The 21,730-nt window shown below is 72.2% G+C and carries 19 protein-coding genes; 10 read left to right on the top strand and 9 right to left on the bottom strand.

Features of this window, described 5'->3' with window-relative positions:
- The coding region (locus Y09_RS11925; protein WP_371440367.1) for a pseudouridine synthase at nucleotides 1–1,054 on the top strand (1,054 nt) is incomplete at its 5' end.
- 16 nt (nucleotides 1,055–1,070) lie between these two features.
- Entirely contained in the window at nucleotides 1,071–1,841 is a 771-nt protein-coding gene (locus Y09_RS11920) for a hypothetical protein (protein ID WP_053917916.1), read from the top strand.
- Nucleotides 1,842–1,933: 92 nt separating this feature from the next.
- On the opposite strand, the gene Y09_RS11915 is transcribed toward Y09_RS11920, so the two are convergent.
- Entirely contained in the window at nucleotides 1,934–3,571 is a 1,638-nt protein-coding gene (locus Y09_RS11915; protein WP_053917915.1) for an inorganic phosphate transporter, read from the bottom strand.
- A gap of 205 nt (nucleotides 3,572–3,776) precedes the next feature.
- On the opposite strand from Y09_RS11915, the gene guaB reads away from it, so the two are divergent.
- Nucleotides 3,777–5,276, top strand: a complete 1,500-nt coding sequence (guaB, locus tag Y09_RS11910; protein WP_053917914.1) for an IMP dehydrogenase — start codon at nucleotides 3,777–3,779, stop codon at nucleotides 5,274–5,276.
- 75 nt (nucleotides 5,277–5,351) lie between these two features.
- On the opposite strand, the gene Y09_RS11905 is transcribed toward guaB, so the two are convergent.
- Nucleotides 5,352–5,807: a VOC family protein gene (locus tag Y09_RS11905; protein WP_053917913.1), complete on the bottom strand. Its 456-nt coding sequence runs from the start codon at nucleotides 5,805–5,807 to the stop codon at nucleotides 5,352–5,354.
- Between the two features lie 121 nt (nucleotides 5,808–5,928).
- Here Y09_RS11905 and Y09_RS11900 point away from each other — a divergent pair, with 121 nt between their 5' ends.
- The 4 genes from Y09_RS11900 to Y09_RS11885 all read left to right on the top strand — a co-directional run bounded on the left by Y09_RS11900 (nucleotide 5,929) and on the right by Y09_RS11885 (nucleotide 9,391).
- Nucleotides 5,929–6,639: an exonuclease domain-containing protein gene (locus Y09_RS11900; RefSeq protein ID WP_053917912.1), complete on the top strand. Its 711-nt coding sequence runs from the start codon at nucleotides 5,929–5,931 to the stop codon at nucleotides 6,637–6,639.
- A 73-nt stretch (nucleotides 6,640–6,712) separates the two neighbouring features.
- A complete protein-coding gene (locus tag Y09_RS11895) occupies nucleotides 6,713–7,822 on the top strand; it encodes a GuaB3 family IMP dehydrogenase-related protein (RefSeq protein WP_148639638.1) in 1,110 nt (369 codons plus the stop codon).
- A gap of 13 nt (nucleotides 7,823–7,835) precedes the next feature.
- Nucleotides 7,836–8,810 (top strand): hypothetical protein, encoded by a 975-nt coding sequence (locus Y09_RS11890; RefSeq protein ID WP_148639637.1) that lies wholly within the window; start codon nucleotides 7,836–7,838, stop codon nucleotides 8,808–8,810.
- Nucleotides 8,807–9,391: a hypothetical protein gene (locus Y09_RS11885; RefSeq protein ID WP_053917909.1), complete on the top strand. Its 585-nt coding sequence runs from the start codon at nucleotides 8,807–8,809 to the stop codon at nucleotides 9,389–9,391. Before Y09_RS11890 ends, Y09_RS11885 begins: the two co-directional genes overlap by 4 nt.
- A 169-nt stretch (nucleotides 9,392–9,560) precedes the next feature.
- Here Y09_RS11885 and Y09_RS11880 read toward each other — a convergent pair whose 3' ends face one another.
- The 3 genes from Y09_RS11880 to pta form a co-directional block, all read right to left on the bottom strand.
- Nucleotides 9,561–10,127: a hypothetical protein gene (locus tag Y09_RS11880; RefSeq protein WP_053917908.1), complete on the bottom strand. Its 567-nt coding sequence runs from the start codon at nucleotides 10,125–10,127 to the stop codon at nucleotides 9,561–9,563.
- Between the two features lie 169 nt (nucleotides 10,128–10,296).
- Nucleotides 10,297–11,562, bottom strand: coding sequence for an acetate kinase (locus Y09_RS11875; RefSeq protein WP_148639636.1), 1,266 nt, complete (start codon nucleotides 11,560–11,562; stop codon nucleotides 10,297–10,299).
- Nucleotides 11,559–13,667 (bottom strand): phosphate acetyltransferase, encoded by a 2,109-nt coding sequence (gene pta, locus Y09_RS11870; protein ID WP_255351685.1) that lies wholly within the window; start codon nucleotides 13,665–13,667, stop codon nucleotides 11,559–11,561. Before pta ends, Y09_RS11875 begins: the two co-directional genes overlap by 4 nt.
- Nucleotides 13,668–13,898: 231 nt before the next feature.
- Here pta and Y09_RS11865 point away from each other — a divergent pair, with 231 nt between their 5' ends.
- The 3 genes from Y09_RS11865 (at nucleotide 13,899) to guaA (ending at nucleotide 17,013) form a co-directional block, all read left to right on the top strand.
- Nucleotides 13,899–14,858: an SURF1 family protein gene (locus tag Y09_RS11865; protein WP_053917918.1), complete on the top strand. Its 960-nt coding sequence runs from the start codon at nucleotides 13,899–13,901 to the stop codon at nucleotides 14,856–14,858.
- Nucleotides 14,859–14,860: 2 nt separating this feature from the next.
- Complete coding sequence (locus Y09_RS11860) at nucleotides 14,861–15,262, top strand: DUF3817 domain-containing protein (RefSeq protein ID WP_148639635.1); 402 nt, start codon at nucleotides 14,861–14,863, stop codon at nucleotides 15,260–15,262.
- 143 nt (nucleotides 15,263–15,405) lie between these two features.
- Nucleotides 15,406–17,013 carry a glutamine-hydrolyzing GMP synthase gene (gene guaA / locus Y09_RS11855; RefSeq protein ID WP_053917905.1) on the top strand — a complete coding sequence of 536 codons (1,608 nt, stop codon included), beginning with the start codon at nucleotides 15,406–15,408 and terminating at the stop codon, nucleotides 17,011–17,013.
- 100 nt (nucleotides 17,014–17,113) lie between these two features.
- Here guaA and Y09_RS11850 read toward each other — a convergent pair whose 3' ends face one another.
- From Y09_RS11850 to Y09_RS11835, 4 genes are all read right to left on the bottom strand, one after another.
- Nucleotides 17,114–17,833, bottom strand: a complete 720-nt coding sequence (locus Y09_RS11850; protein WP_234695714.1) for a nucleotidyl transferase AbiEii/AbiGii toxin family protein — start codon at nucleotides 17,831–17,833, stop codon at nucleotides 17,114–17,116.
- A gap of 35 nt (nucleotides 17,834–17,868) precedes the next feature.
- The gene (locus tag Y09_RS11845; RefSeq protein WP_053917903.1) at nucleotides 17,869–18,534 is read right to left on the bottom strand and encodes a type IV toxin-antitoxin system AbiEi family antitoxin; all 666 of its coding nucleotides are present in this window, start codon (nucleotides 18,532–18,534) and stop codon (nucleotides 17,869–17,871) included.
- Between the two features lie 43 nt (nucleotides 18,535–18,577).
- Nucleotides 18,578–19,675 carry a GNAT family N-acetyltransferase gene (locus Y09_RS11840; protein WP_053917902.1) on the bottom strand — a complete coding sequence of 366 codons (1,098 nt, stop codon included), beginning with the start codon at nucleotides 19,673–19,675 and terminating at the stop codon, nucleotides 18,578–18,580.
- A 214-nt stretch (nucleotides 19,676–19,889) separates the two neighbouring features.
- Nucleotides 19,890–21,665 (bottom strand): MDR family MFS transporter, encoded by a 1,776-nt coding sequence (locus Y09_RS11835; protein ID WP_053917901.1) that lies wholly within the window; start codon nucleotides 21,663–21,665, stop codon nucleotides 19,890–19,892.
- Nucleotides 21,666–21,730 lie beyond the last annotated feature (65 nt).

Below are 21,730 nucleotides of genomic sequence, written 5' to 3'. Positions count from 1 at the left end.
GGAGGGGCGCGGGCCCGGCCGCGCCGCCCGCCGCCGCGCCCGCCGGCTCCCGCCCCCGCTGCCGCAGCGGGACGGTCTGGACGCGGTGCGCTGGCTCGTGCCGAGGGACGCTCCCGTCGGACCGGCGGCCTCGATGCTCCTCGCACGTTTCCCCGCCCTTGCGGACCCGGCCGCCACGCCGCTGGCCGAGCGCTTCGCCGCCGGGGAGGTGATCGACGCCCGCGGGCGCGCGTGGGCGGCCGACGATGCCGTCGGCGCCGGCGACGAGCTGTGGTTCCACCGCGAGCTGCGCCCGGAGGAGGTGCCGGCCGAGCCGCTGCCGATCCTCTTCCGCGACGAGCACCTGCTGGTGATCGACAAGCCCCATGACGTGGCGACCATGCCACGCGGGGCCTATGTGCTCGCCAGCGCCCTGGTCCGCCTGCGCCGCGACACGGGGATCGAGCAGCTGGTGCCGCTGCACCGCCTGGACCGTCGCACCGCCGGGGTGCTCGCCTTCGGAGTGCGTCCCGAGGAGCGCAGCGCCTATCAGCAGCTCTTCGCGAGGCGAGAGGTCGACAAGCGCTACGCGGCGCTCGTCCTGCCCGGGCCCGGGTGCACGCTGCCGCGGACCGTCGGGGAGCGCGCCGAGCTCGCGGACCGGATGGAGAAGCGCCGTGGGGAGCTCACCGCGAGGATCGTGCCCGGCGCGCCGAACGCGCACACCGAGCTCGAGGTGCTCACCGCACGCGGCCCGGGAGTGGACGGCACCGGAGAGGCCGGCACGACGGAGGACGGGCCTTCGGGGGCCGGCTCTGCGGAGAGCCGCGCGCTGCTGCTGGGGCTGCGCCCCCGCACCGGACGCACCCATCAGCTGCGCCTCCAGCTCTCCTCCCGCGGCGCCCCGATCGCCGGCGAGGACCTCTACCCCGAGCCCTGCCCGGAGCCGGCCGGGCCGCTCCAGCTGCTGGCCCGCTCGCTCGCCTTCACCGATCCGGTGACCGGGCAGGCGAGGGAGTTCCGCAGCGGGCGGGTGCTCGGGGGCCTCGCCCGGGGCGAGGCCCCAGGCATCTGACCGTACTCTGGTCATCGTGAGCACGACCCCGCCCGCGGAACCCGCCGCGACCGTCCCCGCCCCGCGGCGCACCCGCACCGGCGAGGTGCTCGTCGGCCCCTCGGTCCGTGGCCGCTACCTGCCCGGCGCGCTGATCGGACTGCCGCTGGTCTCCCTGCTGCTGAGCCCCTTCGCCGGTGCGGGATTCCAGCAGTGGCGGATCTCCCGGCTCCAGGACGGGCACGACGGGCTGCTCGAGCAGCTGCTCGCCCCCGCCTGGATGCAGCTGCTGCTGGGCGCGCTCGCCCTCTGGGCCCTGTTCGCGCTGTGGGCGCTGGTGCCGCTGCTGCTGACCCGCACCGTCGTGCTCCTCGACGAGCAGTCACGGACCCTGCGCCTGCGCAAGGGGCTGCGCACCCGTGACCGGGCCGCGCTCGGCGAGGTCGAGTACGCGGTGGGGGAGGCGGTGCGCGGCAGCCTCGGGCTGATCGGCGTGCGCGCGCCGGAGCAGCAGGAGGTGCGGCAGTGGGTCGTGCCGGAGATCGGCTGGGACGCTGCCTCCTTCGACGGGCTGCGCGTCCTGCAGGCCGCGGCGGGATTCCGTCCGGCGCCGCCGCGCGAGATGCTCGTGCGCGAGGAGCGGCGCGGCCGCGTCGAGGCGGCGCATCGTGAGCTCGCCGCCCGCCTCGGCATGCCCTGGCGGGAGGAGTACGCGCACGACGAGGACGCCTTCCAGGCCGAGTTCGACCGGGTGCGCCGTGTGCTCGGCGGGCGGGAGGGGCCCCGGGACGGCGATCCGCGCCCCTGAGACGGCCGCACCCCGGCGGCCTCCTTGCGGAGGCGGTCGGGGCGCGTGTACGACGGCGGGCTGTGGAGCCGTGCGTCGCGGGAGCCGGGGGCTCAGAACATCGCACGCAGCACCAGCACGACCGCCGCGCCGATGCCTGCGGCGGCGGGCAGGGTGATGATCCAGGCGAGGAAGATCGGCCGCATGAGCCGCCAGTTCGCGGCGTGGTTGACGATGCCGACGCCGAGCACCGCGCCGATCAGGATGTGCGTGGAGGAGACGGGCAGGCCCAGCACCGAGGCGAGCAGCACGATCGTCGCCGCCGCCAGCTCCGCGGCGAAGCCGGAGGAGGGGTGCATCGCGGTCAGGCCGGTGCCGACGGTGTGGATCACCTTGCGGCCCACGAACCACAGCCCCGAGACCAGGGCGATGCCGAAGGCGATCAGGGCGGCGGTGGGCACCGCGGCCTCCGCGCCGATCTGCCCGGTCTTCAGCACGTCGAGGACTGCCGCGAAGGGGCCGATCGCGTTGGCGATGTCGTTGGCGCCGTGGGAGAAGGCGAAGGCGCAGGCGGTGAACACCTGCATCCAGCTGAACATGATGAAGGTGGCGCGCGAGATCGACTGCTTCTTCAGGGCGCGCGCGAAGATCGTCGTCGCCATCCACACTCCGAGCGCGAGCATGACCAGCATCAGCACGCCGCCGCCGACGGAGATGTTCAGCCCCACGTTGTCCAGGCCCTTGAACACCAGCATCGCGGCCAGCAGCATCGCGGCGCCGGCGGCCAGCGGCGGGACCCGCTTCTCCAGGGCGTGGTAGGCGGCCTTGCGCTCCACCTTGCGGGCCGCCTTGCGCTCCTTCTTGGTCAGATCCGCGGAGGCCTCGATGAGCTCGGCGCCGGGGCCGCCCGGGGTGAGGTCCAGGGCCGCGGACTCCGCGAACGCGGACTGCTGCAGCTCGGTCATGCGCTCGGAGGCGGGCACGTGACGCTGCCACGACTCGTCCGCGTCGTCGTCCTCATCGTAGTCCTCCGCGTCGTCGTATCCGCGGGAGCCGAGCGCGATCGCGCGAGCGGCGGGGGCGAGGATCCGGCGCTTGATCGCCCCGAACAGGAGGAAGGAGGCGATGCCGCCCAGCAGCGGGGAGAGGATCCAGGACACGGCGATCTTCCCGATCTCACCCCAGTGCACCATGGCGAAGCCGCCGGTGCCCGTGACCAGGCCGGTGGTCACCGCCGCGCCGACGATGCCGCCGATGATCGCGTGCGTGGTGGAGACCGGCCAGCCCATCCTGGTCGCCAGCAGCAGCCACACCGCGGCGCCCAGCAGGGCCGACATCATGATCAGCGCGAAGGCGAGCGGGTCGATCGCCATCCCCTCGAGGTCCACGATGCCGCTGCGCACGGTCTCGGTGACGGAGCCGCCGGCGAGCACGGCGCCGGAGACCTCGAAGACCGCCGCGACGACGAGGGCCTGCTTCATGGTCAGGGTGCCGGCGCCGACGCTCGTGCCGAAGGAGTTCGCGACGTCGTTGCCGCCGATGTTGAACGCCATGAACAGCCCGAACGCGATCGCGAGGATCAGCAGGAAGGCGTTGACGTCGGTGCCGGTGTGGGTGAAGGCCCAGATCGTGAACGCGACCACGGTCGCGAGGGTCATCAGCCCGGCACCGACGTGCCAGTTGCGGTCGGGACCGAGGAAGCCCTTGGTCACTGGGGCGTCGGTCGAGTCCTGGGCGGAGGTGCGTGCCATCGTCGCGTTCCCGGGATGAGGAGGGGCGGGAGGGGGAGGGGCGCGGGAGCCGGACGGCCCTCGCGCGCCGCGGCCACTCTAGGCCCAGAAGTGTCCTCGTGGTGACATCGGGGTGAACTCCCGGGGTGGGGCCGGGGTGCGGACGTGGCCGTTCCCACGTCGGACGGCCTGCCCGTCCCGGTTCTCCGGGACGTAGCATCTCTGCATGACGAGCGCGGATCCTTTCGGTTTCATCGGCCTGACCTACGACGACGTCCTGCTGCTTCCCGGGGAGACCGACGTGATCCCCTCCGAGGCGGACACCTCCTCCCGGCTCACCAGGGAGATCACCCTCAAGCTCCCCCTCGCCAGCGCCGCGATGGACACCGTGACCGAGTCGCGGATGGCGATCGCGATGGCCCGCCACGGCGGCATCGGCATCCTCCACCGCAACCTCTCCATCGAGGACCAGGCCCACCAGGTCGACCTCGTCAAGCGCACCCAGACCGGCCGCATCACGAACCCCGTCACGATCGACCCCGAGGCGACCCTTGAGGACTTCGACGCCCTGTGCGGCCAGTTCCGGGTCTCCGGCCTCCCCGTCGTCGACCAGGGCCAGCGCCTGCTGGGCATCTGCACCAACCGCGACCTGCGCTTCATCCCCGTCGCCGAGTGGTCCACCACCCGCGTCGCCGACGTGATGACCACCGAGCTGTTCACCGCCCCGGAGGACGTCACCCCCGAGCAGGCCACCGCCCTGCTGCGCAGGAACAAGCGCGAGCGCCTCCCGCTGATCGACGCAGAGGGCCGCCTGACCGGGCTGATCACCGTGAAGGACTTCGTGAAGTCCGAGCAGTTCCCCGACGCCTCCAAGGACAGCCAGGGCCGCCTCCTCGTGGGCGCGGGCGTCGGCTTCTTCGGCGATTCCCTCGAGCGCGCCGGCCAGCTGCGCGACGCCGGCGCCGACGTGCTCGTCGTCGACACCGCCAACGGCCACGCCCGCCTGGCGCTGGAGATGATCCGCACCCTGAAGAACGACCCCTGCTTCGCCGACGTCCAGATCATCGGCGGCAACGTCGCCACCCGCGAGGGCGCACAGGCGCTCGTCGACGCGGGCGCCGACGCTGTCAAGGTCGGCGTGGGCCCCGGCTCCATCTGCACCACCCGCGTGGTCGCCGGCGTCGGCGTCCCGCAGGTCACCGCGATCCACGAGGCCGCCAAGGCCTGCGGCCCCGCGGGCGTGCCGCTGATCGGCGACGGCGGCCTGCAGTACTCCGGCGACATCGCCAAGGCGCTCGTCGCCGGCGCCGACACCGTCATGGTCGGCTCCCTGCTGGCCGGCACCGAGGAGTCCCCGGGCGAGGTCGTGCTCGTCGGCGGCAAGCAGTACAAGGCCTACCGCGGCATGGGCTCGCTCGGCGCGATGTCCTCGCGCGGCAAGAAGTCCTTCTCCAAGGACCGCTACTTCCAGGCCGACGTCCCCAGCGATGACAAGATCGTCCCCGAGGGCATCGAGGGCCGAGTCTCCTACAAGGGGCAGCTCGGCTCCGTCGTCCACCAGCTCATCGGAGGGCTGCACCAGTCGATGTTCTACGTCGGCGCGAACACCGTTCCGGAGCTGAAGGAGCGCGGGAAGTTCGTGCGCATCACCGCGGCGGGGCTCAAGGAGTCCCACCCCCACGACATGGCCGCGATCATGGAGGCCCCGAACTACTCCTCGCTCTGAGCGAGGCCGCCGGGCTCGTCGCGCCGACGTCATCGGGCACCCGGCGGTGCTGCGCTCCGTCGGCCGACGGCCCGGTCACTCCTGCGTGATGGTGGTGTCCCCCTGCGTGCTGGTGGCGTCGGCCGTCGGGTCCGTGCCGTGCTCGTAGCCGATCAGCCACAGCACCCCGTAGCGGTCGCGGACCTGGCCGTCGGAAGCGCCCCAGTCGCGCCGCTGCAGCGGGTCGACCACGTCGCCTCCCTCGGCGAGCGCCGCGAACCAGGTGCGCAGCGTGGTGGGCTCGGCCGCACCGAGCAGCGCGACCATGAGCCCGCGGGCGGAGAACGGCTCGTCGTGCTCGCCCGCGTCGGAGACGTACAGGTCCACCGCACCGCTCAGCGTGCCGTGGGCGACCGCGGAGCCGGGGCCGTCGGTCCGACCGAACTCGGCATAGGTCGCGGTCGAGGTCTCCCCGCCGAAGACCCCCTGGTAGAACTCGAGCGCCTCGGCGGCGGTGCCGGGCAGGTGCAGGTACAGGGCGGGAGCGGTCATCGGGTCTCCTCGAGGTCGGGAAGCGGGGCGTGCCCCGTGATCATTCCTCCCCACGGCCCTCACGTCCACAGCGCTCGCCGTGCGGGACGAACCACGGACGCCGGGCTCTAGTCTTGAGGGCATGAGCACCCCCTCCTGGATCGACGCCCCGCTGCTGGGCTTCGACACCGAGACCACCGGCACGAACGTCGAGCGGGACCGGATCGTCACGGTCGCGCTCGTGCACTCTGTCGGCCCCGGCCGCGAGAACGAGACCGTCGCGACCTGGCTGATCGACCCGGGGGTGGAGATCCCCGAGCCCGCCCAGCGCGTGCACGGGATCAGCACCGAGCACGCCCGCGAGCACGGCATGCAGCCCGCCGAGGCGCTCGACGAGGTCGCGGGCATGATCGTCGAGGCGCTCGGGAAGGACGTGCCGCTGGTCGCCTTCAACATCGGCTTCGACCTGGCGATCCTCGAGAACGAGCTGACCCGCCTGGGCCTTCCCACGCTCGTCCAGCGGCTCGGCCACGACATCGCGCCCGTGATCGACGGGCTCGTCATCGACCGCGGCGTGGACCGTTACCGCAAGGGCAAGCGCACCCTCACCGACGTCCTCGCCCACTACGGCCTCGAGCAGGACGCTCGCCTCCACACCGCCGACGTCGACGTCTCCGCCACCCTGGACGTGGTCCGTGCGATCGCCGCGAAGTACCCGCAGGTCGCCTCCTCCCCCCTCGCGGAGCTCCACCGCGAGCAGGTGGGCTGGCATGGCCGCTGGGCCGAGGGCATGAACGAGTGGCTCACGAAGAAGGGCAGGACCCCGGACGTGAACACCGCCTGGCCGCTGTGACGATCCGGGGGCGGCGTCCCACCCCGACGGCCGGCCCGCCGCGGTCCCCGGGATCGGTAGACTCCCCGGTGTGATGAGCGAGATCGAGATCGGCCGCAACAAGCGGGGACGCCGCAGCTACAGCTTCGACGACGTGGCGGTGGTCCCCTCCCGACGCACCCGGGACCCGGAGGACGTCTCCACCGCCTGGCAGGTGGACGCCTACCACTTCGACATCCCGATCTTCGCCGCCCCGATGGACTCCCTGATGTCCCCCGAGACCGCGATCGCGCTCGGCGAGCACGGCGGACTCGGCGTGCTGGACCTCGAAGGCCTGTGGACCCGCTACGAGGACCCCTCCGCGCAGTTCGACCGGATCGCCGCCGCCTCCGAGGAGGGCGTGGTCGAGGTGATGCGCAGCGTCTACGAGGAGCCGATCAAGCCCGAACTGATCCGCGACCGCATCCAGCAGCTGCGCGACGCGGGCGTGACCGCGGCCGGCTCCCTCTCCCCGCAGCGCACCCAGGAGCACTGGAAGACGGTCGTCGACGCGGGCGTGGACCTCTTCTTCATCCGCGGCACCACCGTCTCCGCCGAGCACGTCTCCACCGGCCGCGAGCCGCTGAACCTCAAGCGGTTCATCTACGAGCTCGACGTCCCCGTCATCGTCGGCGGCTGCGCGACCTACACCGCGGCCCTGCACCTGATGCGCACCGGCGCCGCGGGCGTGCTCGTCGGCTTCGGCGGCGGCGCCTCGCAGACCACCCGCGAGACCCTCGGCATCCAGGTCCCGCTGGCCAGCGCCGTCGCCGACGTCGCCGCCGCCCGCCGCGACTACATGGACGAATCCGGCGGCCGCTACGTGCACGTCATCGCCGACGGCGGCCTGGGTCGCAGCGGCGACCTGGTCAAGGCGATCGCCTGCGGCGCCGACGGCCTGATGGTCGGTGCGGCCCTGGCCCGCGCCGAGGAGGCGCCCGGCCGCGGCCACCACTGGGGCAGCGAGGCGCACCACCCCACGCTCACCCGCGGCCACCGCGTCCCCGTCGGGACCGTCGCCCCGCTCGAGCAGATCCTCTTCGGCCCCTCGATCTCCGCCGACGGCACCACCAACCTCGTCGGCGCGCTGCGCCACGCGATGGCGACCACCGGCTACCTCGACCTCAAGGAGTTCCAGCGGGTCGAGGTCGTCACCACCGTCTGAGACGACCACGGGGATGACAGCTCCCGCGGCGAGGAGGGGTCGCCGTCCGCTCATCGTGCTCGGCCTCGGGCTCCTCGGCGTCGCCGTCGTGATGCTGCTGCTGTACGGGCCGTTCCACGGTGCGGACTACGAGGCACCGGGCTGGTACCTGCACCGGTTCCTCGCATCCCTGATGAGCAGCGGCGCGCAGGCCTCCGGCCTCGACATGCTCCATCGGCTCGCCTCCTGGGCGAGGTACGACTTCGTGCCGCTGCTGATCGTGGTGCTCGTGCTGATCATGGCCGTGCTGCCCGCCGCCGTCGCGCTCGGCCGACGGCCCCGGCACGACGAGGCCGCCGGTGCCGGGCGTCTGCAGGACGATTCGCGCGCGGACGACGCCCGGGCGACGCGCCCCGGCACGACGGACTCCCGGACGGGCCGCGCGCGTGACGGCGGTGCCCGGGGCCGGAGGCCGCGCACCGGGATGCGAGACCGTGACCGGCTCGGCTCCCTCGTCTTCTCCGACGACGGCAGCATCGGCGCGGCCGGTGCTGCGCCGGGGGAGGGGCTCGAGCTCGGGATCGCCGAGCTGCGAGGCCTCGCGGACGAGGCCGGACTGCCCTGGCACACCCGCTACGAGACCGAGGGCGGGGCGCGGGGCTTCCTCGAGATCCTGCGCGCACGCCGGGACGGGCCGACGAAGGTCCGCCGGGCGGCGGGGACCGCGGCGGCGGCTGCGACGGCGACGGCAGCGACGGTGACCGAGGTGGGGGAGTCCGCGCCCGTCGAGCGCTCCGACGCGGTGCCTTCCGATCCCGAGGCGTCCGCCCCTGTCGGCGGGGAGGCGACGGTCTCCTCGGATCCGGCAGCATCCGATCACGCGCTGTGGAGCCCCGGCGACATCGGCTCGGTCTACACCCCCACCACCCTGTACAGCTCCGGACAGGGTGGTGAGGACGCGTCGGGCGACCTCTCCGATGATGACGGCGACCGGGAGGAGGGGCGATGAGCGACGAGGAGATGACCGAGGAGGACAAGCGCCTCGAGGCGAAGCTGCGGCGCTCCTACTACCTGTTCGCGGCCGCGTTCTTCCTCGCGCTGTGGATCCTCACCTCCCAGGACCACTGGGCGCTGCGGCCGGGCCTGCTGGGGTTCTCGATCCGCTGGGTGGTCGACCTCGGCTCCGGTCTGATCCCGCTCACCCTCGCCCTGGGGCTCGTGGTCCAGGTGCCCCTGCTCCTGCTGCGTCGGCCCCGCCGCGCGGACGCGACGGAGGCGACGCGGAGCAGGAAGGGGCGTGCTCGCTCCCGCGCCCGCGACGGCGAGGGAGCGGGGCGGTCCGAGGGCTCCGAGCGCATCGCCTCCGCGAGGGATCTCCCGGGTGCGGTGCACGACGGGGAGGCCGACAGGGAGCGGGAGCGTCTGCGGATCCCCGGCGGGACATTCCGCGAGCTCGGCGCGCAGCACCGCTGGGAGATGGCGGAGGCGCTCCACATCACCTGGCGCGACGAGTTCGTCCACGACCATCCGGGCTGGGCCGTCGCCTGCCTCGAGGCCGCGCAGCGACGGGCCGCGGACCCGCTCGGCTGACCCTCGGACCGGAGCCTCGAATCGGAGTCTCGCACCGGATCCTCGGCCCAGAGCCTCAGGCCCGGACGCCGTGCGGACAGCGCCTGCGCCGGCCTGCCGCGCAGTCCCGCGGGCTCCTCGCCCCGGGATCCCCGCGAGATCTCACGCCGCAGGCTCCTCGCCCGGGTCCTCAGGCCGAGCGCACCAGCGCGATGATCCCCCAGATCAGCATCACCAGCGCGACCAGACCGAGCACCACCGGCAGCAGGACGCCGACCCCGATGCTGATCGCGAAGCCTCCCATCCCCGCATCCCAGAGCGCGACAGACTCACCGCCCGTGCAGGTCACGGAGACCTCCTGGTCGCCGAAGACCTGCACCGAGTACAGGTCGTAGTAGGGCACCCCGTTCACCGAGCCCATCGAGGAGGAGGCCTCAGCCGGTTCGACGGTGACGTCGGCGCCCTCGATCTCGCAGGTCGTCGTGCCGAGGTCCTCCTGCGGCACCGCGATGGAGTACATGGACCAGGTCGAGGCCTCGAAGCTGTCGCCTGCGGGGTCCAACGGGGCCATCTCTGTGTTCCCGGTGACGATGAGCATGGCACCGATCATCGCCGCGACGATCGGCATCACCACGAGGCCTATGGCGTTGGCGACCAGGCCCAGCCCGCCGAAGATCGTGCGCTTCAGCCCACGGCGGCGACGGCGCGGAGCCGGGGCGTAGCTGTGGGCAGGGCCGTAGGCAGGCGGATAGGTCATCGGCTCCCCCTCAGGACGCAATGCGGTGCGAGGTCAGGATAGTCGGAGGCCAGGAGGCTCCTGGACGCGGCCGCCTACCGCGAGAAGGGCGGCGCGGACGTGCCCGGCGTGCGCAGGCGCAGGCGCCGTTCCCGGCGCCCGCGCGGCCCTGCTCAGTGCTTCGACCTGCTCAGCGCTTCGAGCGCGCGACCTCCAGCGCCTGCTGCGCGATCGCGAGCTCCTCGTCGGTCGGGACGATCAGCACCGTCACCGGCGAGTCGTCGGCCGAGATGACCCGGACGCCCTTGGCACGCTCGGCGTTGCGGGCGGGGTCCAGGCGGATCCCGAAGCCCTCGAGCCCGGAGAGCACCCGCTCGCGCACCTCCGGCACGTTCTCGCCGATCCCGGCGGTGAACGCGATCGCGTCGAGGCCGCCGAGCACGAAGGCGTAGGAGCCGACGTACTTGCGCAGCCGGTGCACGTACACCTGCATCGCCAGCTCCGCGCCCCGGTCCCCGTCGCGGATCGCGGCGGTGATGTCTCTGAAGTCGCTCATCCCGCACAGCCCCTGCATGCCGGAGCGCTTGTTCAGCAGGGTGTCGATCTCGTCGATGCCCATCCCTGCGCTGCGGGAGAGATGGGCGTACACGGCCGGGTCGATGTCCCCGGTGCGGGTGCCCATCACGAGGCCTTCGAGCGGGGTGAGCCCCATGGAGGTCTCCACCGGCTCGCCGCCGCGCACCGCCGAGGCGGAGGCGCCGTTGCCGAGGTGGAGCACGATCTGGCGCAGCGCGGAGGTGTCCTTCCCCTGCGCGGCGAAGTGCTCGGTGACCTGCTCGGAGACGTAGCGGTGGCTGGTGCCGTGGGCGCCGTAGCGGCGGATCCGGTACTCGTCGGCGACCTGCTTGTTCAGCGCATAGGTGCGCGCCGCCTCCGGCAGGGAGGTGAAGAAGGCGGTGTCGAACACGGCCACATGCGGGATCGCGGGGAACAGCTTGCGGGCCGCGTCGATCCCGTCGACCGCCGCGGGGTTGTGCAGCGGCGCGAGCGCGCCGAGGTCCGCGATCTGGTCCCGCACCCAGGAGTCGATGAGCTTCGGGGCCGAGAAGCGCGCCCCGCCCTGCACCACGCGGTGGCCGACCGCCACCACGTTCGCCTCCTCGAGGGAGAGCCCCGCCTGCTCGAACAGCCGCATGACCACCTCCATGGCCACGACGTGGTTCGGCACCTCTCCCGAGAACGGCTGGGTGACCGAGCCAGTCTCCAGACGCGCGACGCCGTCGTCCAGGCCGATCCGCTCGACGATCCCGGAGGCGAAGACCTCCTCCGCGATCGGGTCCAGCAGCTGGAACTTCAGCGAGGAGGAGCCCGAGTTCAGCACGAGCACCGTCGCGGCGTCCGGGATCGTCCGGGGGCGCTCGGCGCTGTCGGAGGAGGCGTGGGCGGAGGTGGTCATGCGTTCTCCTTCGTCGGCTCCGTCGAGGCGTTCTCCGCGTCGGCCGCCTGGGCCTGGATCGCGGTGATCACGACGGTGTTGATGATGTCGTCCACGAGCGCTCCGCGGGAGAGGTCGTTGACCGGCTTGTTCAAGCCCTGCAGGACGGGGCCGATCGCGATCGCGCCGGCCGAGCGCTGCACGGCTTTGTAGGTGTTGTTGCCGGTGTTGAGGTCGGGGAAGACGAACACCGTCGCTCGGCCCGCGACCGAGGAGTCCGGCAGCTTGGTCTTGGCGACCGAGGCGTCCACCGCGGCGTCGTACTGGATCGGACCCTCCACGTCGAGCGACGGGTCGATGGAGCGCACCAGCTCGGTCGCCTCGCGCACCTTGTCCACGTCGGCCCCGGTACCGGAGGTGCCGGTGGAGTAGGAGAGCATCGCGATCCGCGGGTCCACACCGAACTGCGCGGCGGTGGTCGCGGACTGCACCGCGATGTCCGCGAGCTGCTCGGCGGTGGGGTCGGGGTTCACGGCGCAGTCGCCGTAGACCAGCACCCGGTCCTCGAGCGCCATCAGGAACACCGAGGAGACGATCTTCGCGCCGGGCCTGGTCTTGATGATCTCGAAGGACGGGCGGATCGTGTGGGCGGTGGAGTGGACCGCGCCGGAGACCATCCCGTCGGCCTCGCCCATCTGCACCATCATCGTGCCGAAGTAGGAGACGTCCTGGACCGTCGAGCGGGCCTGCTCGAGGGTCACGCCCTTCTTGGCGCGCAGCCGCGCGTACTCCTTCGCGTAGCGCTCGACGTGCTCCGGGTCGTGCGGGGAGACCACGCGCGCCTCGGAGATGTCGTGGCCGAGCTGGGAGGCCTTGGCGCGGATCGTGTTCTCCTCGCCGAGCAGCACCAGGTCCGCGACGCCGCGGGCGAGGATCGACTCGGCTGCGGCGAGGATCCGCTCGTCCTCGCCCTCGGGCAGGACGATCGTCTTCTTCTCCCCGCGGGCGCGGGCCAGCAGCTCGAACTCGAACATCATCGGGGTGACCACCTCGCTGCGCGTCACCTCGAGGGCGGAGAGCAGCTCCTCGGTGGGCAGGTGCTCGGCGACCGCGCGACGCGCCGCGTCGAGCTTCTGCGCGCTCGCGGCGCTGAGCCGGCCGCGGGAGCGGGCGATCCGCACCGCGGTGTCGAAGGTGGACAGCTCCGAGGTGATGATCGGCAGGTCCTGCTGCACACCGGAGATGAGCCGGTCCACCTCCTCGGGCACCTCGTAGCCGCCCGTGAGCACGATCGAGGAGAGCGCGGGGAAGGTGCCCGACTGCTGCGCCATGACGAGTCCGGGGAGCAGGTCGTAGCGGTCGCCGGGGGCGATCACGGTGCAGTTCTCGGTGAGGCGGGTGAGCACGTTGGGCAGGCTCATCGCCGCGATGACCGTGCCCACGGAGACGCGCTCGAGCCACTCGGGATTGCCCATCAGCAGCGAGCCGTCCACCGCGTCCTTCAGCTCCTGCACCGTCGGTGCCAGGATCACCGGGTTCTCCGGGATCGCGGAGACCAGCGCGCCGGGCACCTTCGCCGCGACGGCCTCGCGCACGGCGTCGAGGGACGCGGCCTCGGCACGGTTGACGATGACGGCCAGCGGCATCGCATGGTGACCGCCGAACTCGCCGACGGCGACCGCCGCGAGCGCCCCGATCTGGTCCGGGCTGCGGTCCAGCCCCGAGAGCACCACCACCACCGGCGCGCCCATGTTGGCGGCGACCTCGGCGTTGAAGGCGAGCTCGGTGGGGTTGGCGAGGTCGTCGTAATCCGAGCCGAGCACGACCAGCACGCTGTAGCGCTCGGCGAGCTCGCGATGGCGGGCGAGGATCCGCTCGTGCGCGGCATCCGGATCGGACAGCACCAGCTGGTGGTCCACCCCGATCGCGTCCTCGTAGGCCTGGTCGACGGCGGGATGGCGGATGAGCAGGTCCACCGCGTAGTCGCGCGTGGACGTCGAGCGCACGACGGGGCGGAACACCCCGACGCGATCGGATCGGGAGGCGAGGGCTTCGAGCAGACCGAAAGCCACCATCGACTTGCCGGTCATCCCCTCCGGGCTGGCGATATACACACTCTGCGACACGACCCCAGCATAGGCGCGCGGCCCTCCCGTGGCACGGGGCCGGGAGTCCCGGCCGGGAGCCGTCGGCTCGGGTACGGGGGAGCGGCCGACGGGCCGGCGCGCACCGCGCCGGGACGAGTGCGATCCCATCGGTGCAGGTGGGGCGGCCCGGCCCCGGGCGAGATGGGTTCCCGACGTGATCGAGGTCCCTCTCCAGGTCCCGTCCGGGCCCCGGCTCGTACCATGGTGGCCATGCTCCGCGTCGCCCTCCGCCCCCGATTCCTCGGGCTGCTCGCCCTGATGATCGTGGCGACGATCGTGTGCGGTCTCCTCGCCGGATGGCAGTGGGACCGCGCCCACCGCGCGCTGACCGACAAGGCCGACGGCCCTCAGCAGATCGGCGACATCCGCGAGGTGGTCGGCGTCGGCGACGCCGTCACCAACGAGATCGTCGGCGACATCGTCACGGCCGACGGACGCTTCGCCGCCGGCGAGCAGGTGCTCGTCCCCGGCCGACGGATCGAGGGGCAGGACGCCGTGATCGTGGTGACCGCCTTCCTCGTCGAGCTCGAGGACGGCACCGAGGCCCGACTGCCCGTGGCCCGCGGCTGGCTGCCTGCCGAGGACGTGACCGGCGAGGACGGCGCGCTCGATCCCTCCCTCGCCCCCGCCGCGCCCGAGGGGGAGGTCCGCCTCTCCGGACGCCTCGAGGCGAGCGAGTCCGCCTCCGGCGGCGTCGTCGACGGGGTGGCGCGGGAGATCGCGACCCCGCTGCTGGTCAACGAGTGGGGCTCGCCCATGTACGCCGGCTATCTCGCACTCGACGAGACCGAGGCCCCGCTCACGGCGCTGCCCGCCGCGGAGTCCCAGTTCTCCCGCGGCCTGGACTGGCAGAACATCGGCTACTCCCTCCAGTGGGTGGCCTTCGGCGTGTTCTTCCTGTACCTGTGGTGGCGCTCGGTGCGCACCGCCTATCGCGACGAGCTCGACGACCGTCGCGAGGAGGTCGAGAGGCTGCTCGCCGAGGCCTCCGACGACGGGCCCCGCCCCGGGCCGCCGGCCGGTGCCGACCAGAACTCCGGTGCTGCCCCCGTCGACCGGGCCGCCGCCGATCAGGCCGACGGCGCAGTACCCGCCGCCGGACTCGCCCCCTCGGGCGTCGCCCCGAGCTCCCGCCCCGCCCTCCAGCAGAACCCCGACAAGGACGTGTGACCGTGCCCGCAGAACGCCCCCTCGACGAAGTCGCCGCCAGGACCTCCTTCGCCCGCTTCCGCGTGGCCTCCATCGTGGAGGGCATCGCGCTGCTGGTGCTCGTGGGCATCATGACCATGCGCTATGTCGTCTTCGGCGGCGACGCCTGGTTCACCTCGACCTCCCCGTTCTGGGAGCAGGTCTCCTCGGTGTGGTCCCCGATCCACGGCCTGATCTACATGGTCTACGTGGTGCTCGGCTTCGACCTGTGGATGAAGATGCGCTGGGGCCTGCCGCGGATGCTGCTGCTGATGTTCTTCGGCGTCGTCCCGGTGCTGTCCTTCTTCGGCGAGCGCTGGACCCATCAGCGCGTCGAGACCGATCTCGCGCAGCGCCCCACGATCCAGGACGAGGAGCGGGTCTGACCGCCGGGTGACCGGACCCCTCCTGTCCGGGGCCGCGGTGCCGGGCCCGTGCCCGAGGAGCGGAGCCCGGCGTGAGCAGGCTCGCCCTCGGGGGAGCCGGACCGCGGCTCCCCCGGGCTCGGGCGCGACGTAGACTCGCGCCTGTGACCGACACCGACCAGCGCCCCGTCCTCGTCGTCGACTTCGGCGCCCAGTACGCACAGCTCATCGCTCGTCGCGTGCGCGAGGCCCGGGTCTACTCCGAGATCGTCCCGCACTCGATGGCCGTCGAGAAGATGCTCGCGAAGGATCCCCGCGCGATCATCCTCTCCGGCGGGCCGAGCTCCGTCTACGCCGAGGGCGCACCCCGCCTGGACCCGGCCCTGCTCGAGGCCGGCGTGCCGGTGCTCGGGCTCTGCTACGGCTTCCAGTCGATGGCCGCGGCGGCCGGCGGCACCGTCTCCCCGACGGGCGTGCGCGAGTACGGCGCGACCCGCCTCGAGGCCCTCGACGCCTCCTCCGAGCTGCTCTCCGGCCAGGACGTCGACCAGAACGTGTGGATGAGCCACGGCGACTCCGTCACCGCGGCGCCCGAGGGCTTCGAGGTCGTCGCGACCTCCGCCGCGAGCCCCGTCGCCGCCTTCGAGAACCGCGAGAAGCGGCTCTACGGCGTGCAGTGGCACCCCGAGGTGGGCCACTCCGACCGCGGCCAGGAGGTGCTGGAGAACTTCCTCCACCGCGGCGCGGGCATCGAGCCGTCCTGGACCACCGGCAACGTCATCGAGGAGCAGGTCGAGCGGATCCGCGCCCAGGTGGGCGAGGGCACCGCGATCTGCGGACTCTCCGGCGGCGTGGACTCCGCCGTCGCCGCGGCGCTCGTGCAGCGCGCCATCGGCGACCGCCTCACCTGCGTGTACGTGAACCACGGCCTGATGCGCCAGGACGAGTCCGAGCAGATCGAGAAGGCTTTCGGCGCCTCCACCGGCGGGGCGAAGCTCGTCATGGTCGACGCCGAGGAGCAGTTCCTCACGGCGCTCGCCGGCGTCACCGACCCCGAGACCAAGCGCAAGATCATCGGGCGCGAGTTCATCCGCACCTTCGAGAAGGCCCAGGCGGAGATCCTGCGCGAGCAGGGCGTCGTCGAGGGCGAGGGCGACTCGGCGAATGTCGGGAAGGCGTCCACCGCCTTTCTCGTCCAGGGCACGCTCTACCCCGACGTCGTCGAGTCCGGCGGCGGCGAGGGCGCGGCGAACATCAAGAGCCACCACAACGTGGGCGGCCTGCCCGAGGACCTCTCCTTCGAGCTGGTCGAGCCGCTGCGCACCCTGTTCAAGGACGAGGTGCGCGCCGTCGGCTCCGAGCTCGGCCTGCCCGACGAGATCGTCTGGCGCCAGCCCTTCCCGGGCCCCGGCCTCGGCATCCGCATCATCGGCGAGGTCACCAGGGAGCGCCTGGACATCCTGCGCGCGGCCGACGCGATCGCCCGCGCCGAGCTGACCGCCGCGGGCCTGGACCGCACCATCTGGCAGTGCCCCGTCGTGCTCCTGGCCGACGTGCGCTCCGTGGGCGTCCAGGGCGACGGCCGCACCTACGGCCACCCCGTCGTGCTGCGCCCCGTCACCAGCGACGACGCGATGACCGCGGACTGGGCCAAGGTGCCCTACGAGGTGCTCTCCCGGATCTCGACCCGCATCACCAACGAGGTCTCCGAGATCAACCGCGTCACCCTCGACATCACCTCGAAGCCCCCGGGCACCATCGAGTGGGAGTGAGCGTCGCGGCCTGAGCCGCGACCTGAGCGAACGGGCCGGGGTCCGAGCCGCTGCACAGCGGGCTCGGGCCCCGGCCCTTTCGTCGTCGGGTCGAGGTCGCTCAGCGCACCCAGGCCCTGCGGACGGCATCGGCGGCTTCGTCGGCGGTGACCGCCGGCCGGCATTGGTGACCGAGCGCGGCCTCCCATTCCTCTGGCGTGGGGAGCCGTGCGAACGAGACCGCCTCCGGTGACGTCAGTGGACCGGAGCGTGAGAACAGGGTCGCTGCGTCCTGATCGATCATCCCGGCGGAGGCCAGAGCCCAGAGGTCATAGAGATCGCGCGGCGCGGCTCGGTCATGCCAGGCGGCACGTTTGGCGGCGGCGAAGGATGCCGGTGTGAAAACGCGCATCGTGGCGGGCGGGGCATCGCTGTACCGCTGTTCGAGGTCGACGACCTCGGTCGGCCATGGGGGCAGATGCGATGCGCTGAGCAGCTGAATCTGGACCCGCACTGATCCGATCGTCATCGTCGACGGATCGGCGTCTCGCGTCTCCTCGAGGGGTGGTGCGAAGCGCGGGCGCCCGAGACTCCTCCGCAACAGGCGTGAGAGCGTCTTCCCCACAGCAGATGCGGTGGCGGCCCGAGGGCCGAGTGCGATCAGATCGATGTCCTCGGAGAGGCGCAGAGCGGGCAGATGAGTTCGTGACAGGGCCGTGCCGCCGAAGAAGACGAGGTCGTCGGTCCCGAGAGTCGACAGTGCGGCAAGTGCGTGGGAGATGACGTGGTCGCGGCGCACCTGGGCCTCGCCGACACCGAAGAGCTCGGCGATCTCGTGCATCTCGCCTGTATCGAGTACTCCTGGTGCTCGAGAGATCATCGTGATGCGCGCAGTTCGTCGAGTGTGCGACGGATCGCGGTATTCGTCCGGGGCGCCGTGCGGATGATCTGCGCATACTCGTCAGGATCCAGCTGCGGGCGGAGAGTTTCGGCGGCGGTCAGCGAGGTGTCGCGGTCGCCGCCCTGGGCGGGGCGCATGAGCAGGTCGACGTGTGTCTGCTCCGGAGTCGTGACCAGTGCTCGACCCAGCTCGGTCTCCTCCAGGGCGGCGTCGACGAGGTCGAGGTCGCGCTGCACGAAGTGGACGGTTCCGGATCCGATCGTCAGAGGATGATGGCCTGCGGTCGGGACCGCGATGACCGTGGTGCCGATCGCCCGCGGGATGGCACCCCAGTGGCGGGCTGCGCCGATCCCCATGAGGATCGTCCGGCGCTCGCCGTGCCGCGCCGTCGCGATCGCCAATCCAGCGCTCTCCAGCCCGGGCTGCCAGCGCCGTGCATCTCGGCCATCGGGGGGGACGGTGTAGATGCCATGTGCCAGACGCAGCAGCGCACCGCCGGACACGAGGGAATCCAGCTGACGCCACGTGTTGGTCCCGGCGGTCTGCAGATCGCGGAACCGCATCGTGCGCAAGGGGGCGCTGGCGATCGTCCTCACGAGCTCCAGATCCGTCATCTCGCCCCTTTCACTGAGCGTGAGCATACGTCATTCGTATACCTGTGCTCGATGAATGCCAGGTTTCCCGTCAGACCTCCGTCGGCGGCTCGAGCAGGCGCGAGGGGTGCGAGGGGGCGACGGCGTGCCAGGAGTGGGTCCTCTCGAAGGTCTCCCAGCCCATCGCGGCGTAGATCCCGTCGGCGCCGGTGGGGGAGTCGTCGTCGACCTCGAGGTCCACGAACTCCCGTCCTCGCTCGGCGGCATCGCGGATCGCGGCGCGCAGCAGGGACTTCGCCACCCCGTGGCCGCGGGCGCTGCGGTGCACGCCGAGGTACTCGAGGTAGGTGCCCTCGCCGCGGGTGGCCGTGGCCTTCATCGGCGCGGCGACGAGGCCGCCGGCGGGCAGCCAGCGTCCGTCCCGCTCGATCTCGGCGATCCACCAGTGGTCCCAGTCCGCCTGCTCCGGGTTCTCGATGAGGCGCTGGGCGAACTCGGCGAAGGACTCGCGGTAGGAGTTGAAGTGGTCGGCGAAGGACTCCTCGAGCATCCGGTGCACGGTGCGGACGTCCTGGGCGACCGGCAGGCCCGTGTCGTGGAGGTTGACCCTTCGCACCCGCGTGCCCTCGCGCGGGGCGGGCGTCGACGTCGCCTCCTCCGCCTCGACATGGCGGCGCATGTGCAGCCAGGTGCGGACCTGTGCGTAGCCGGCCGCCGCGAGCAGGCGCTCCTTGTCGGTGTCGAGCTCGTTCGCATCGGTGGTGAGCTTGGAGGTCTCCACGCCGCGGGCGCGGGCGAACGACCCGCCGACCTCGACGGCCCAGTCCAGCAGGGAGGCGGCGAGCGCATCCCGCTCCGGGGCCTCCGACGCGATCGTGAACTGGACGTTGGTGCGGCCGGTGGCGCGGTCCTCGAGCGAGATCCAGGCCAGCGGCGGCAGGTCGAGGGAGGGGGCGCCGTCGGCGGCGACGGGGACCACGACCACCTGGCGTCGGGCCCACGACTTCAGCCCCACCATGCGCGAGCGCAGGCCGGCCTCGTCGGGTGTGGCCTCTGGGTCGTAGCGGCGCATCGAGGCGGTGAGCAGCGCGGACACCGGGGCGACGTCCACCGGGATCGGCAGGCGCGTGGTGACCCTCCCCTCGAGCGATGTGGGGAGGGCGGGCGGGAAGTGATCCACGAGCAGCATCCGCCCATCTTTTCACGACGGGCACGGGGCGCCTGGGCGTTCGTCCGGGCGCATCGGGCACCGGCCCGTGTCGCGGCCCCGCCCGTCGAGACGCCCTGCCCGAAGTGCCGAGAGCTCCGTTCCTCCCGGGTGGAGCGGGTGGAACGGAGCTCTCGGCGTCTCGGCGAGGTGCGTCGCCGGAGTGGGTCGACGGCCGACGGGCCGACGGACCGGGTCAGCGGGCGGTGCCCACCGGATCGCGTCCGTCGTCGGCGGGGCGCTGTCCCGCGTCGGCGTCGGCGTCGGCCTCGGGGTCCACGACCGGGATCGGCCCGGTGCGGGGGTGGAGGTCCTCCGGCTCGGAGCCGGTGCCGCTGAGCTCCGCGGCCGCGTCGAGGCCGGGCTGTGCGACCTGCTCATCGGCGGTCTCGACGGTCTCGCGCAGCGGCACGTGCTTGATGAACAGCGAGAGCACCAGCGCGAGGACCGCGAAGGGCACCGCGGTGAGGAACACGTCGTGCATCGCATCGCTCAGCCCGCCGCGCACCGGGTCCACGAGGAACTCGGGCAGCTTCGCCAGGGCGGAGGGGTCCAGCACCGCGTTCTCGAGGGTGCTGGTGTCGACCTCACCGCCCGTGCTCTGCAGCGCGGCGAGCTGCTCGGGCGGCAGGGCCGCGATCTTCTCGGGGATCGCGGTGGACATCGAGGCGGTCATCACGGTGCCGAGCACGGCGGTGCCCACCGTCGAGCCGATGTTGCGGAAGAACTGGATCGCGGCGGTCGCGGTGCCGAGCTCTCGGCGGGAGACGGCGTTCTGCACGACCAGCGTGTAGACCTGCATCGACAGGCCGAGCCCCAGGCCGATCACGATCATCGCGAGGGTCAGGTGCCACTGCGTGTCGCCGTAGGAGAGGTTCGCCAGCAGCAGGTAGCCCGCGACCATCACCACGCCGCCCAGGATCAGGAACGGGCGGTAGCGGCCGGTGCGGGAGATGAGCAGGCCCACCAGGATCGAGGTGAGGATCATCGCGAGCGACTGCGGGACGAGGATCATGCCGGAGTTGGTGGCGGAGACGCCCATGACGCCCTGCGCGTAGACGGGGATGTAGATGATCGCGCCGAACATCGCCACCGCGATCGCGAAGGAGGCCGCGACCGACAGCGCCACGATCGGGCGCAGCAGCAGGTGCAGGGGTAGCAGCGGCTCCTCGACCCGGGTCTCGATCACCACGAAGGCGACGAGGAAGAGTGCGGCCACCGCGTACATCCCGATGATCACGGGGGAGGTCCACTCGTAGTCGCCGCCGCCCCACGTGGTGGCCAGCAGCGCGAGCACGAGGCCCGGGGTGAGAGTGAGGATGCCCCAGAAGTCGACCTTGCCGTGCTGCTGGGACTTCTCCAGGTGGAGGAAGCGCAGGATGAAGCCGAAGGCGACCACGCCCAGCGGCAGGGTGAGGAAGAACAGCCAGCGCCAGCCGACGTGGTCGGTGATGGTGCCGCCGATCAGCGGGCCGGCGACCGAGGTGACGCCGAAGACGGCGCCCATGATGCCCTGGTACTTGCCGCGCTGACGGGGCGGGATGATGTCGCCGACGATCGTCTGGCTCAGGGGCATCAGGGTGCCCATGCCCAGGCCCTGCACGGCGCGGGCGAAGACCAGGAACCAGAAGCCCTGGGCGAGGCCGGCGAGCACGGAGCCGATCATGAACACGGCGAGGCCGCCGAGGTAGAACCAGCGGCGCCCGTAGAGGTCGGAGAGCTTGCCGACGACGGGGACCGCGACGGCGGAGACGAGCATCGCGGCGGTCGCGATCCAGTTGTAGTGCTCGACGCCGCCGAGCTCGGCGACGATGCGCGGCATCGCGGGGCCGACGACGGTCTGGGAGAGGGAGGCGACGAACATGCCGAGCATGAGCCCGACGAAGACGAGCTTGCCCTGGCGGTCGAGGCCGGTGAAGGCGGCGGGCTCCGCAGCGGCCGGCTGCGGTGCCCGGGTGGTGGATGCAGTCATGAGGTCCTCGGGAGTGAGCGGTGGGGAGACGGCCGCAGCACCCCGTCGGGCTGTGACTCGCACAC

This window comes from Brachybacterium sp. SW0106-09 (assembly GCF_001293905.1).
Classification (GTDB): Bacteria; Actinomycetota; Actinomycetes; order Actinomycetales; family Dermabacteraceae; genus Brachybacterium; species Brachybacterium conglomeratum.
The sequence above is the reverse complement of the archived record's forward strand: the minus strand, read 5'-3'. Positions and strand labels throughout refer to the sequence as shown.